Origin of the sequence: Paenibacillus terrae (assembly GCF_005217525.1) — a bacterium.
In the GTDB taxonomy this organism is placed as follows: domain Bacteria; phylum Bacillota; class Bacilli; order Paenibacillales; family Paenibacillaceae; genus Paenibacillus; species Paenibacillus terrae_C.
Window position 1 is genome coordinate 847515 of the sequence record NZ_PNXQ01000016.1, and the last position, 13428, is coordinate 860942.

At 35.7% G+C, this 13428-nt stretch carries 13 protein-coding genes and 2 pseudogenes; 3 read left to right on the forward strand and 12 right to left on the reverse strand.

Annotation, left to right across the window (positions count from 1 at the left end; all coding sequences use genetic code 11):
- Positions 1–59: 59 nt before the first annotated feature.
- The 7 genes from C1I60_RS21460 to C1I60_RS21490 form a co-directional block, all read right to left on the reverse strand.
- The gene (locus C1I60_RS21460) at positions 60–413 is read right to left on the reverse strand and encodes a hypothetical protein (RefSeq protein WP_137063535.1); all 354 of its coding nucleotides are present in this window, start codon (positions 411–413) and stop codon (positions 60–62) included.
- Complete coding sequence (locus C1I60_RS21465) at positions 406–1605, reverse strand: WXG100 family type VII secretion target (RefSeq protein ID WP_137063536.1); 1200 nt, start codon at positions 1603–1605, stop codon at positions 406–408. The genes C1I60_RS21460 and C1I60_RS21465 overlap by 8 nt, the downstream gene beginning before the upstream one ends.
- 118 nt (positions 1606–1723) lie before the next feature.
- Complete coding sequence (locus C1I60_RS21470) at positions 1724–1954, reverse strand: ParB-like helix-turn-helix domain-containing protein (protein ID WP_212734496.1); 231 nt, start codon at positions 1952–1954, stop codon at positions 1724–1726.
- A 307-nt stretch (positions 1955–2261) separates the two neighbouring features.
- Positions 2262–3677: a helix-turn-helix domain-containing protein gene (locus tag C1I60_RS21475; RefSeq protein ID WP_137063538.1), complete on the reverse strand. Its 1416-nt coding sequence runs from the start codon at positions 3675–3677 to the stop codon at positions 2262–2264.
- Positions 3678–4255: 578 nt separating this feature from the next.
- Positions 4256–4873, reverse strand: a complete 618-nt coding sequence (locus C1I60_RS21480; RefSeq protein WP_137063539.1) for a recombinase family protein — start codon at positions 4871–4873, stop codon at positions 4256–4258.
- A gap of 291 nt (positions 4874–5164) precedes the next feature.
- Complete coding sequence (locus tag C1I60_RS21485; RefSeq protein WP_252361820.1) at positions 5165–5497, reverse strand: hypothetical protein; 333 nt, start codon at positions 5495–5497, stop codon at positions 5165–5167.
- An 18-nt stretch (positions 5498–5515) separates the two neighbouring features.
- The gene (locus C1I60_RS21490) at positions 5516–6079 is read right to left on the reverse strand and encodes a hypothetical protein (RefSeq protein WP_137063540.1); all 564 of its coding nucleotides are present in this window, start codon (positions 6077–6079) and stop codon (positions 5516–5518) included.
- A 1102-nt stretch (positions 6080–7181) separates the two neighbouring features.
- Between C1I60_RS21490 and C1I60_RS21495 the strand changes: the two genes are divergently transcribed.
- Positions 7182–7556 carry a hypothetical protein gene (locus tag C1I60_RS21495; protein WP_137063541.1) on the forward strand — a complete coding sequence of 125 codons (375 nt, stop codon included), beginning with the start codon at positions 7182–7184 and terminating at the stop codon, positions 7554–7556.
- 213 nt (positions 7557–7769) lie between these two features.
- On the opposite strand, the pseudogene C1I60_RS21500 reads toward C1I60_RS21495, so the two are convergent.
- Positions 7770–8239, reverse strand: a pseudogene (locus tag C1I60_RS21500) (hypothetical protein).
- An 842-nt stretch (positions 8240–9081) separates the two neighbouring features.
- On the opposite strand from C1I60_RS21500, the gene C1I60_RS21505 reads away from it, so the two are divergent.
- Positions 9082–9684 carry a peptidoglycan amidohydrolase family protein gene (locus C1I60_RS21505; protein ID WP_170970867.1) on the forward strand — a complete coding sequence of 201 codons (603 nt, stop codon included), beginning with the start codon at positions 9082–9084 and terminating at the stop codon, positions 9682–9684.
- Positions 9685–9841: 157 nt separating this feature from the next.
- The gene (locus tag C1I60_RS21510) at positions 9842–10138 is read left to right on the forward strand and encodes a DUF3139 domain-containing protein (protein ID WP_137063543.1); all 297 of its coding nucleotides are present in this window, start codon (positions 9842–9844) and stop codon (positions 10136–10138) included.
- Positions 10139–10705: 567 nt separating this feature from the next.
- On the opposite strand, the gene C1I60_RS21515 is transcribed toward C1I60_RS21510, so the two are convergent.
- The 4 genes and pseudogenes from C1I60_RS21515 to C1I60_RS21530 all read right to left on the reverse strand — a co-directional run bounded on the left by C1I60_RS21515 (position 10706) and on the right by C1I60_RS21530 (position 13268).
- Positions 10706–11341, reverse strand: a complete 636-nt coding sequence (locus C1I60_RS21515) for a Cthe_2314 family HEPN domain-containing protein (protein ID WP_289306542.1) — start codon at positions 11339–11341, stop codon at positions 10706–10708.
- Positions 11342–11626: 285 nt separating this feature from the next.
- Positions 11627–11836 (reverse strand): hypothetical protein, encoded by a 210-nt coding sequence (locus C1I60_RS21520; protein ID WP_137063545.1) that lies wholly within the window; start codon positions 11834–11836, stop codon positions 11627–11629.
- Between the two features lie 115 nt (positions 11837–11951).
- Positions 11952–12170: pseudogene (locus tag C1I60_RS21525) on the reverse strand (magnesium chelatase domain-containing protein); the annotation flags it as partial.
- Between the two features lie 120 nt (positions 12171–12290).
- On the reverse strand, positions 12291–13268 hold the full coding sequence (locus tag C1I60_RS21530) for a tyrosine-type recombinase/integrase (protein ID WP_137063546.1): 978 nt from the start codon (positions 13266–13268) through the stop codon (positions 12291–12293).
- Positions 13269–13428: the final 160 nt, after the last annotated feature.

The window sequence follows — 13428 nt, forward strand, 5'->3', positions numbered from 1 at the left end:
ATTGGATAACTACAAAAAAGCTCACTCCTTTTTATTGTTAAAGGAGCAAGCTTCGTAGATTAATTGTCTTCTGAATCTTCATTCCATAATTTATCAAACTCTTCGTCCGTCAATCCATCCTCTTTTGTATGAGGAGCATAATAATGTCCATTAGGATCAATTAGATATTTGACCTGTGCCTCTGCGTCTGAGATCACAATTGTATACTCATCATCTGCTTGGAATACAGTTAGAATTATATTTACCATTACAAGCCAAACTGGAAGATTGGAATCGTCAAACTGATTATAAAATTTTACAGTACGTTCCTTTGTACTGTCTATGGTTCCAGAAAGATTGTACTTTTCCTTGTATTCCTCAGCTATTTGCACAGCTCGTTCTGCTGTAAGATGTTTATTTATCTTTTCACTCATTATTTTCAAAACCTTTCCAGCCCGGTGGAGGCCATTCCCCGTTTCTTAATTTATAGATATATTTTTGCGAAAAAAGAATTTCCCCCTCATTAAATAACTCTTTATTTTTCATAATTTCATTATAAACGAACTCTTCTCTCTCAAGAGTCCTTTGTTGTAAATAGTTATCTTTCCCTAGTTCCTTCCACTGCTTGGCATGATAAGACTCATGTATTGCGCTCAAATTTGTCGGTTCTTTTCTCAGAACTATTTCTCCTGTAGCTGGATTAAAACCAGCCGCAGCACTTTCAGGCAAAATTTTATCTTTCTTATCAATCAAAACCTTTATATCTATTGCATCCATTTCTTTTTTAAATGACTTCATTTCACTCACATTCATAATTCTGTGCCCAGTTGGCGTCACCTTTCTCTGACCACTTACAGGCATCTCTTCCCACGATTTCAAATCTAGGTCATGGCCTTTGGGAAATGCTCTAACTTCACCGTTAAACTTGATTGTATTACCAATCCCAAGTTTAGGCTTGATTATTGAACTAACTCCACCCACCATTCCTGCTGTACCGATCATATTAGCCCAGTGTTCCTTTGACCAGGCATCATTGGGATTAAATGCTCCCTGAATCATGCCCGTTACTCCAAATGTACCGAAATTGAGCATGTCATTCCATGAATCGTTTTGTTTAGCTGCTCGTTCCATGTATCCTTGATACATTCCTTTTGGAATACCATACGTCATATAATCTAGGAAGCTCCAGACTGAATCGAATTTCTTCTCATAGCGAACTGAGTTAGCGGCTACAAAATCCTGACCTAGCTCTGTCAAACTATCTGCCGATTTCTGAAACGCATTCCGTGTATCTGGAGCAGGAACAGCACATGAATTAGGTGGAGGCGGTAAACAACTCGCGTCAATGTTACCTGCTTCCATCAGATCAGCTAATCTGAATTTATCTGCATGGTGACGCAATTCTTTTGCTATAGAGTCCGTAAGTGTAACAAAGTCATTCATATTCTTCTGAGATATTTGGAAACTGTAGTAAAAGCGCTGTTTGGTTGTACCGTCCCACAACCGTTCCATAGATGAAATTTGTTGTACTAAATTACTATTCATTTGAGTTACTAATTGTTGTGCCTGTTCGAAATGCTTGGAGACAGTCATTAACTGCTCAGGCATTACTCTAATAGTTGTCATAATATACCTCTGGGTTTGAGTTCGTTATGACATAATAACACAATTCAAATTTATGGAAAATAACCTTAACTCCTAATTGTTATGTGAAGGACTAACCTTTCTACCTATGTCTAAAGGCTTATAGTTGTTGCTTTAAATTTTGATCCTCAACCATATCCTGCAATTCAAGAATAAGTGTCAGGAGTTTTTTATAGTTGTGTAGCTGCTGCTTAGTAATGCCAAGTTCTTGTGCAATATCGGCTTGTGTTTTTTGCTGAGTAAAATTATTTGACTCAGCACTTTTATCTTTGTATTGATTGCTTCCTTCTAGATTGGCGCTTCCATCCCTCACTCCATAAATCCTTTCCAATTCAACAATACATTTGGCAAGCTCCAGCTATACATACTAAAAAGGCTAGACGGACAATCCCATCTAACCTCTTACTGAACTGATTACATGATTTAGTGTTCTGCCTTATTTCCTATTGATCCATATTTAAGAATGATTAAATTCCCCCGTGGTGACCTGTTGGTTCATAATTAGACCCATTTTAGGAGTGCATTATTTCAAAGCATTTTTAATTCAAATTTTGTTACATGTCTATGCCCCACCAACTTGATCATGAAGTTGGATGTGACTATGCGACTGAACAGGCACAGTAACAATAAACAAAAAGCTAGCTGCGATGATCAGCAGTACCATTTTTTTCAACATTGTCTAACCACACCTTTTCTAATAGTTTGAAATGCTCTTCTCTGCTCTCAGGAAGCGCATATGCTTGGAAATGTGCAAAAAGCCCTGTACAGTTTATAAAATAAGTCTCATTATTTAGTGTATGATAACTTACCATTGAATACATCAAGTATTTAAAGCCATCGTTATACATCGACCGATACAAATAATAATAAGCTAACTCGTATTCAAATCGGGCAAACTGCTCTGGTATGACTTGCTTAGTATACATGTCAGATGATGGCTGTCCCATTTGCACAAAAGAGTCAATGAGCGTCTCGAAACGTTCAAGTACGTGATTCACATCTAACTTAAATCGGTTAGCAGCAAACATTACGTTCAGCAGCTTAGTGACCATTTCTTTATCGACTTTAGATGCAGCAATGTATTCAATATAATCTGGAAGCACACTTGTATCTCCAGACAGGAGTTTATTAACGTAAATATTACATTCCGCCCAATCTTGAAACAGTTTTATCCAGTGTGAAGTATCCTCATCCGTCTCTAAGACCCAATCCAAATCTGCGTAGGCGTATGTAAATTGTAGAGCTTGTTGGTAATCACCTTGAGCTTCACAGACACTGGCACACAATAAATCAGCATAAGTGATGTACACAAACATGGGACGACTCAGCTTATCAGTAGAGTCGGTGTGTTCTCGGCTGTCCTGTTTATGTTTCATCGCATATTGGATTTCCGCTTTCGTCTTCATTTTTTTAGCTATTTCATCAACCTTGTCCCATATACGCAAAGACCTATACACGTTAGCCAAATCCTTCAATGCGTCAAGCTGGTCTATTTCATCTAGTCTCTCAACAAAGGCTTCAAATATCGTAGCTGCCCTAAGATTACGATTCTGATCGTCTCCAACCTGAATCGTGAACATGCGATATTGACAGATTGCCAAGTTTTCAGAATGTTGGTACTTCTCACCCTCAGCGATGTTCTCGTATAGGTAAGCCGCTGCTTCATTATAACCTTCTTCATAACAATCCTCGGCTAATTCAAAGAGATATTGGAGATAGTTCGGTTTATCCAGTAGTATACTTACTACTTTTTGCAAACAGTCTACGCGCTGAAACTGCACACAGCGATACAAGAACGGACTAATTCTTTTCCAGTTCAGCGGTGCATCTATAACATTTTCTTCAACATATCTTTCATAAAAATAATCCGGCGGTAAATTCATGCCCATCGTGATTCTATCTAATTGGTGCATCGAAATAGAACGATTGCCCGTTACAATACCGCTCACTGTGCCCGGATTCATGCCAGCGATGTGTCCAAACTTGGTCATACTCAATCCTTTCTGTCTCAGGTAGGTTTGAATTTCTGTGCGTATCGTGGGTGTGATTTTCATGGATAAGCCACCCTTTCAGCATAAAATCGTCATATGATGCATAGTTAAATAAATTATGTAATTAAGAAACAAGTAGTAAAATAGGTTTGCTTTATTGCTCATGATTATACCATCTTCTGGAACAAAATCATATACCTCTCATATATTTACTTAAGATACCTTTTATGATAGTTTGCAAAGATTCCTTGATTAAGGGTATCATCATTTTGCCAAGCGATTTGTTCTATACTTATAGTAGAAAATAGCGGTACTACTCAAACCATACAAAGTTACCAGATTGAACATTGATACTCATTTTCCTTTGTAATTTATTTATAGATTCACCTTAAAATTGATGTATGAAGCAGCTCAATAACTTTCCTTCAATCTGCGTATTGTATCGAGTCAAAAAATAACCTGAGTGTGGAGGTGGAAGTGCTAGGGGCAATTCTGGAAATTAAACAGGCGTTTACGATGTAAAATACCCCCCACCCTATTTTATTGTAACTGCTAATATTGGTCAGCAGAGACATAAAAAAAGCCTAGACAGTATTCCATCTAGGCTTGTAACCCTGTACGTAGTGTACACATATAAAATTTTATCCTACTTGTTGCTGTTGCTCATATTCCTTTACCCTACGATAGAATGTATTAGGTTTCATATCCACACGTCTCATTGCTTCAACCGCTGTTATGCTGCCTTCCTTCCATTCCTCATATACCATAATGAAGTCATTACTTATTGCCTGTTTAGGCCGACCAAATACCACACCATTGTTTTTAGCTGCTGCTATCCCTTCGGTTTGTCTGCCATTGATCTTCTCGCGTTCACGTTCTGCCATGTAGCTAAGCAGTTCAAGCACAATACTGGATATAACTTTCTCTAAGCCATTATGGTATTGTCTAGTGTCAAGAATTGGCATATCAAGAATAACTATATGTGCGCCTATCTCGTGCGTTATATCTTGCCATTCACGTTTGATTTCTTCTGCATTCCGTCCAAGTCTGTCCAGTTCCTTGATGAACAGAATGTCGCCTTTCCTAAGCACACTCTTCAATGCCTGATACTGTGGTCTGTCAAAATTCTTGCCGCTTTTCTTATCAATAAAATAATCACGTTCCATGATACCCAAATCTTGCATTGCTTCCAATTGTCTAGCTTCGTTCTGATCTTTCGTTGATACTCTTATGTAACCATAGTGTCTAATCTCACCCATATGGATCATCCTTTGCTATGTCATTGATTATATTATAGCAAAAGCATGTCAAAATGTATAAAAATATATATGAAATGTTTCAAAATATTTTTTATACTATTTGACATGTAACATAACCACTTATGACATATACTAGACTACTATTGTAAAAGGTATACTTTATGACATAGTATTAAAATCGTACATCAATAATCCAAGTACGACGAAAAGGACGACAGTAGTCGTCCAGACATTTTTAGATATAAAACTTAATATGAAAAGAAGCAATTCCATACTGGCTTTTCATATTAACTACTCATTATCTTCTTCCTTGATATAAGTAGCGTCATATTGAATGATTGCTTTTGTTTTATCTGTAGTCTTTAAACCATTATAGACTACTTCATCTTGACTAAAATTTTCTTCAGCATGAAGTGTTTTTACAAACAAACCATCCTTAGTTGAAATCTTATCAGGAATTCTAAGTTCCTCTAATACTTCTGGGGGAACAGGATCGTAAGTAACGCTTTCGTTTCGAATAGGAGCATCATTATCAGCATGTACACTATTTGAAATAACTCCAGTTAATACACTAGCACCTACCGCCAGAATAATTAGCCCACAAGTTGTTGCTTTGAATTTCACAGCGACACTTCCAATCTATTATTTTGTGTATCCATTTCCTGATATGGATAACTTCGTCTGATTTGTGATAAATAAATACACTGGATTACTTGATGTGCCCTGAGGAACATCATAGAATGTAATGGTTGTTGCGTCACCAGTAATGTTACCATTGACCTGAATTACTTCTGACTTTTTCTTAAAGTCTTTAGTTAAAAACTGATAGTTAACTACAGCTGGTGTACCCCAACTACCAGTGTCCTGTACTACGTTAAGAGTAATCTTGCCAGATCTATGAGTCGGTAGAGGACTTGAAGACCATACCTGGCTACTTACATTACCAAACCTATAACTTATATTTTGACCATCTGTATCCATTGGAGTAATTATAGAGTTTTTTGAATTATCTGTCAAAATTGGTGGGTTGGATGCAAGATAAGCATCATTGCCTGTTGTACCTAAATTAATGACTTGTACATCGGAATTTGAACTAGATACAGCAGTCGATGCACTTTCAATTGAAGAACTGTCAGCCGAAGCTACGGCAGCGATAGGTAACACCAACGAAGTTGACATTAGAAGAGCGGCAATTTGCTTTTTCATTAATAAATAACCTCCAATAATATTATTTTATAGAAACTTTTTTTGCATAAATACATACAAAAAAGTGACTAACTTGTGAGTATGTAATCAGACAAAAGCAGATTATAGCAAATCACAGGAAACTCTACTCTAGTTGCAATAGATTCAACGAAAAATGGATAAAATTTCATTTAATTAGATAAAATTTCCTCACCAATATATTGAAATTATATCCATTACTTCAACCAAAGTCAAACTAATCAATTATTTTCAATACATTTATTATCATATAGTTTTAAATTAATATTTTGATGTTATCGTAATCAGTAATGAGGATAGGAGGTTGGTTGACGCTGTGTCAACCATTATAGGGGTATCGCCAACTTTGGAGACACTGTAGATATAACCTGTATCGACACCCATATCGAAGCTCAATCGTCAAACTTGACCATATATTCAAAAACTCCTTATTACGTATAGCTTTCTGAGTCATTATGGTTCAAAATTGTGCCTGAATATATTTACATCGTTGCCGTATCGAGAAAATAGCTAAAACATAGATAAACAAAGGGATTTGTGAAAAATTGCTTTGTATCGTGGTTTCAATCGTACGTACCGGAGAAAAATGTTCAGAAAAGCTTAATGCATCAAGGGATTATTGTATTTTTATAAATTAAATTTTGTGAAACTTAAAATCGGAATTTCCTTTATTCATCTATGTTTTTGAAAACACCAAAGACGTATCGTCAATCGTAACACGAATAGCGGAAAGGAAGAGCTATAATTGTCATTTTGATATTATCAATAAGAATTTTTTCACTTTCACTCTATCACTCTTACCACCTGAACTCTAATACAATTTGTCTCAAGGTTGAATCATAAATGCAACTCACGCAGCTCGCAGTCATAACCGCATCACTATCAACATGACTCTCCAGTAGTCTTACCCATCACTTTGTCTTCTAGATTGAACATCAAATTACCTCCATTTCTCTATAATATCCTGATTCGCTTCAGCGTAATAATTTCTACGTAATTTTTCAAAAGTTTTTGTTGATAAAGCATCATAAATCATGTATCTTCTACAGTGAAATATATTCCATATTTGGAGGTTGATTTCATAATGAAAAAGAAAATATTTTCTTTGAGTCTGGTTGCAATATTAAGTATTGTTGGAATATCATCTGTTTATGCTGCTGAATCTTGGGCCTATATCTCACCAAGTAAACTAACGGATACAACGACTGCAATTAATGGTAAGAATCAATATGGCAGATTCGGACTAGAAGTTACAAAGGGTTCCGCTAAGGCTACTCTTTTTGAGTCATGTAATGGTAACAGTTTCAAAAATGCTCACTCTATCGATATATACACAACAACAAAAAAAGCTAGTTTTCAAGATTACTGGATGAGTAACAGTTGTAAATATTATGTTGGGATTAATGGAGAATCGGGTACTGAAGTTGGTGTAGCATATTTAAAAGACACAACAAACTAAAAAATAAACCAAATGGGCTGGCAGCTAATTCCATCGTCAGTCCTTTTAATTCATCTACTCATCATGTCCTCTCTTCAATTCATTATGAAATACTGTGCTTAACACTTATGAATTTTACTATCTATAAAAGACTGTCTTCAAACATTCGTCATCCATACTTTCTCAGTCTCCTTTTCACACTTCGAGTGGTCGCCAAGCTGCCAACCCCCTCTATTACCTCTCAACGAAATACCTGTTGGTCATATACACGATTTCCCTTTCACAGTATCCACCATACCCTTCTTGCTGTCCAGAAACACAATCTCCCTGCATTCTTTACATCCCCATTTACTCCGCTTGTACGCTGATTCTTCTATATAGGAAGCTCCACATTTACATTCCACCTGAATCAGCACCTTATGTTGACTGTATGCTTCTGCTAACTGTTCAGTGGCCTTACTTGCTGCTGTAGGCTGTATGGCTGCAACATGTTCCCTTTGCTCTGAGTATTCATTATGTACCTTAAAATCTGCTACAAGGTCAGGATTCAATCCAAAATGTTCTTTGCCTACTGTAGTTACATATTTACGGCCTACACGATATGATTCTATCCATTCCTGTATTTGTTTAATGGATAGATTGACTGTTCCTTTGATACCGCTGTTTAGCGTGTAAGTCATTGTGTGATGCTGGTTTTGATTCATATATAATGCTGCTCCTTCTGAGGGCTTCTTTCAAAATCAAAAGTAATTTAACTAAACACTGATTCTAAAAACTCAATATCCTTCCTGTGATACTTTTCATCCATTTCTTTTCCATCCCATAGGTGCAATATCAATAACCCGTGCACAAGAAAGATAATGGACAAGTGTCGTCCTTTGTCTTTCTTGACGTATCTTTCGTTTTGTACCAGATAGCACATTAACTGCGCGCCAGCAAACCCTAATATAGTTCTACTAATATATCAATCTTAATCTCCTTTCGATAAAGTGACAATGTCAGGAATACAGATAATTACATTAATCTCAAACTTCCTAAGCATTATTATCAAAAAATATATTATTTCAAAACAATTTGCCCGGATCATTGGATACGCATGACAAAATCCTTTTAATCTAATTATAATATTATTTTTTGCTGTAATAACAAACCATTACACCGCTATAAAAGGAATATTTTTTAAGTAAATACAGTATCTATATCAATAGCTCCAAAAAAAGTATATAGCTCTTAAGAACTTTATTTTTGGTCAACTATTCCTATACAAAATTTTGTATTTAATGAGTAAAATAAGCATATTGTTTCTCTACTAACTTCAAGATGTGGATATGTGGGTATAATAAAGCGATTTAATACTGAGCCTTTGATCGCAATTAATTGCTCATCCAATAGTGTGGAGGAACTAATATATCCTTGGGAGGTATTTTTGTGAAAAGTTTTTTAGTTAAAAGTATGTAAGCGTTATCAGTCTTATTTCTGTTGTTGGGTTTTATACCTGTAGGTCAAGCCTCAGTAAGTGCAAATAGTGTTGGTACAGAGGAAAAAATTGCAGCGGAAAATGTTACAGTCAGTGATGACACATGATAGTTTTAGTGAAGATGATATGATTATTCCTGACATACTACCAACTGATAGTTTAATTGGTCCTTACGCCGAAATTGGTCCTACATATCCAGGCACAAACGTTTCAATGAGAATTGGTGATATCTTATACTCCACTAAGACTCTTGGAGGTTCTTCCAAAATTGTAGGTCATGTAGGCATTGTAAACTCTAATTTCAATGTTATTCATGTAACACCGGGAGAGAATGGCGGTGTAATAGATAATTTAACAGCTTATATGGCTAGGTACGGCAAAGGAGAAACTATTAAAGTTTATAGACCAAGGGACGGAAGAGGTGTCAATGCAGCTAAATGGGTAACAAATAATTATTCACGAGTAAATGAATATTTTATCAATCCATTTTCCAAATTAAGTACAACATCTCCTAATTATTGTTCGAAGTTTATATGGCAAGCATTTTACTATGGGGAAGGATTTGACTTTGTGGGTACACATAGTAGTGCTGATGTTATTGGATTCGTGATTCCAGCAGAAGTAACGATATCTAGTAATTTTGTTTATATAACTTCTTTTACAGCCCGTTAATAAGGCACTACTTAAGAGCTGTTCTTAAGAATTTTTAAAATGCATACGCAAAATATATGTAGAATAAGGATTCAGTTATCTGAATATTGTTTATTTAATTGAAATGAAAACTTCATTATGAACCCTATACTGGTATGTAAAAGGAGGTTCATACAGATTGAAAAAGAAAAAAATTTGGATTACTTTATTAATTTTGATTATCCTAGTTAGTGGTGGCTCATTTTTGGCTTTGCAAATAAAATTAAATTCCCTAGAGCAAGGCTTAAAATCATATCTTATTAATGAGAAGGGATACTCTGAATCTGATATTCTAAGCATTAAAGCAAGTCTTAGTTTAATGCCTAAATATCCTGTTACAGTTAAGTTTACAGATGACCCTAACACAGAATATATATTTACGGATAGAGATGCATCAGAATGGACACAGTTAAGTCCTAGTGATCCCAAAAGATAAACAAAGGCTATGCGGACTTGCTCGTAAGTTTGCAACGTTCGATGATGCTAATATGTTAATAACTCATGGTCTGATCATCCTTGTGTGAATGATGCCTGGTTACTTCATTCTTTAGGGATCAGACTATGAGTTGTTTTTACTTCTTTCCAGTATAATCTGTAAAATAGTAAACAATACATAATGTAAAATTTCACCTGTTAAGTTCGCTCAAATTTCAATTTTAAAATTTACTTTCAGCCACATATAATATTGTTACTAAAAACAAAACCGTGCTGCTCTTCTATACACTAAGTTCAACCAATCTATATCCATGTTACATAGCCTTTCTGTTGGCCTGAACCAGCAGCTTGAGGTTGATCTATTCATTATTCCAATCCTTCACGTACAGTCTTCCTTTGATTAACCGTCCAGTTTATGGTTTACTCCTTTATTTTTATTATTTTTAACCAATTATTCAAACCCAAAAAAATCCAGTCACTGTCAATATGGGGGTAACTGGATGGTAAAATTGGTGTTTTATATTGTCTTTCTGCAAAAGCTCGCTAAAATAGACTTCATTTTTCCAAACTACCTCATATGTTCATTAACCACATCAATTACATCAATTAATAGCTCCCAAACCTCTAGTACCATTTTTTTGATTTCACCTGATGAAGTATACACAATATGGTCTCCAGAAAGAGATTTAGTTATTCTATATTCTTCTCCCCCCAAGTTAGTCACTGGCCTCTCCTTATCTTTATAAAAGATTACACCTGATGTGGGAGACGAAGGAGGATGATTATGCGTAAAGTCATTTCTAATTCGTCTAAAATCTTTATAGATTGGCTTATCTATAATTTCTCTTAGGGCAAAGTAAAGCTGTTCATTTGATAATTTTACAGTACTTTCTGATTCCTTTTGATCCCAACATTTTTTAAAGGATGGCTCATACATGTTCCAATTATATAATCTATTACTAATATGAGATAATACATCTAAAGCAGAAGAAACTTTATAGAAGAAATTATCAACATAATAATCAAAATAAAATTTGAGAAAGTAATCCTTCTGTTCGAAATGAGGAAGTAGGCGAACAGTTCCCTTTCCCTTGACAAGCCACTCATCATCATTAATTCCTTGCTCAAATATATACAATAAATTAATCAGACTAAATTCTGCCTGTGCCACTTTATCAAAAAAAGTTGTAGACCATGTAGAGATATCTTAACCTTCTAAAAACGGGATCTTCGATTCGGTTATAGATAATTGATTATCTTTTCTTAAAGGTATTCTTAATTCTTGATCAAGGCGTAAGTAATCATCATACTTTGGATGAATCAAGTTATATAATTCCTCCACTTATTCAACCTCTCCTTTTATTTGAGATAATTGTTCTAATCAAAATATTAGCCTATGTCTCGTTCATTTATTCTTAGAATAACATACACTCCACAATCAACATACTCCTGAGATGCTCTCACGTTCGTTTTAAGGTTGTTAATTATATTATGAATAGGGAATTGAAATCCCCGTAACTCTCACCTGTGTTGCCTTAACGCTCTCTTTTGAACTTATCTCGTTTACTATTTTCTGCTGCTGATATTCGTAATCTTTTAAGGTCACTTCATAATTCACAGTTGCAGTTTTTTTCTCCAGAATAAATTTCCCAAAGTCACTGTTACGAAGAATGCTATAACGGAATATAATCTTATACATTTGTATCCCCCCTAACATATATTTTAAGCAGCTTTCCAAATACGTGATAATGTATCCCATAAGCAGGATATTATGCAACATTATCACGTATGTAAAACAACTCTCACAACTACGTGATAATGTATATCATAAGAATTTTGATCAGACGTGCTTCACCTGCATTTTCCTCAGGAAGCAGCACCGAATGAAATCCTTCTCGCTTGGCTAAATCAACCATAGACAATACCCCGTTCACGGGACGAATACTGCCGTCCAACGCTAGTTCACCGATGAATAACGTCCGTCCACCCGCAGGTAAAACGACTTGTTCGCTGGTTGTCAGCATCCTGTATGCAGTGTCCTATCATGTCCTCACATACTTTTGCTTGTTTGAGTAGTTGTTCCTCTATTAAGACAAGTTCCTCGTATTTGGCGGCGATATTGTTAAAATTCACTTCCTACTTCCCCACTCTTGTTAAATTTTAAGTGTATTCAGTGGACTATGCAGTTGAGCTTTTCCTCTCACCTCATCATCGGTGAAGTCGAGGTATGCTTTTTGCGTAGTCTCAACAGAAGCATGACCTAAGATACGACTCAAAGTAAACCAATCACCACCTGCCAAAATATAGTACTTCGCATAATTATTCCTTAACTGATGAGGATGTACATTTAACCCGATAGCCTTACCAGCTTGTCTTAGCGCATATTCATAGTTTCGTACATCCAACTGCGTACCCTTGGTTGTGGGAAATAACCATTGCGACTCTTTATAGCGATCACGATGTTTCAGCCAACTTTTCAGCTCCACACTCAATTTTGATGAAAAGTAAACGAATCTTTGCTGCTTATTTTTGGGTTTGACTATAAGGATTGCTCGTTTATTAAAGTCAATGTGTTTCGGTTCCAGATTTACACATTCATTAATTCGCATTCCAGTATCGAGTAGCAGACGGAAGATCATCCAATTGCGATAACCATGGAACTTTGTAGTATCGAATTGTCGTAAAATTAAAACAATCTCCGATTCACTTAATGTGTGCTTTTGCTTTCTCTCAACTTTTGGAAGTGCTATTTGTCCAACTGGATTTTTTTGTATCTCCCTCTCAATAGTATGAAACCAATTAAAAAACACTTTGATATTCCGAACGTAATTTGCAATTGTCGTTGCAGATACAAGCTTATTATAATCACCTCTTAACTCAGGATGATTTGAGTTTCTTGATTCCTCTCTCGAAACAACCGAGTATTTCCCCCTATCTTGCACATACTTTACGTACATTCGGATATGTCCGCTTCCCACCTCTTTAAAATCTGTAGTCTGATGTTCTCGTTCCAGGTACACTGCAAATAATTTTAGTGTTTGCTCGTAGCTGGCTAATGTTCTTTTTGCAAGATTACGGCTTGTACAATACAGCATAAAATTCTCAATTTGGAATGTAATCTCCGAAAACATAAAAAATCCACCTCCTGATTTGCCAAATTACTTGACCAATCAATTGATGGATTCATACCTATACTCGTAAATATATTATTGGTTTTCACTGCCAAACCTTCACAGCAAAATGAAGAATTGGTTGGTTTCACCTTCAGGCTCAAGCCTTACCACGCCTAGG

Excerpts from the sequence above, each read along its gene's own strand:
- C1I60_RS21460 (WP_137063535.1), bottom strand. The coding sequence starts at position 413 with ATGAGTGAAAAGATAAATAAACATCTTACAGCAGAACGAGCTGTGCAA.
- C1I60_RS21465 (WP_137063536.1), bottom strand. The coding sequence starts at position 1,605 with ATGACAACTATTAGAGTAATGCCTGAGCAGTTAATGACTGTCTCCAAG.
- C1I60_RS21475 (WP_137063538.1), bottom strand. The coding sequence starts at position 3,677 with ATGAAAATCACACCCACGATACGCACAGAAATTCAAACCTACCTGAGA.
- C1I60_RS21480 (WP_137063539.1), bottom strand. The coding sequence starts at position 4,873 with ATGGGTGAGATTAGACACTATGGTTACATAAGAGTATCAACGAAAGAT.
- C1I60_RS21490 (WP_137063540.1), bottom strand. The coding sequence starts at position 6,079 with ATGAAAAAGCAAATTGCCGCTCTTCTAATGTCAACTTCGTTGGTGTTA.
- C1I60_RS21495 (WP_137063541.1), top strand. The coding sequence starts at position 7,182 with ATGAAAAAGAAAATATTTTCTTTGAGTCTGGTTGCAATATTAAGTATT.
- C1I60_RS21520 (WP_137063545.1), bottom strand. The coding sequence starts at position 11,836 with ATGTATAAGATTATATTCCGTTATAGCATTCTTCGTAACAGTGACTTT.
- C1I60_RS21530 (WP_137063546.1), bottom strand. The coding sequence starts at position 13,268 with ATGTTTTCGGAGATTACATTCCAAATTGAGAATTTTATGCTGTATTGT.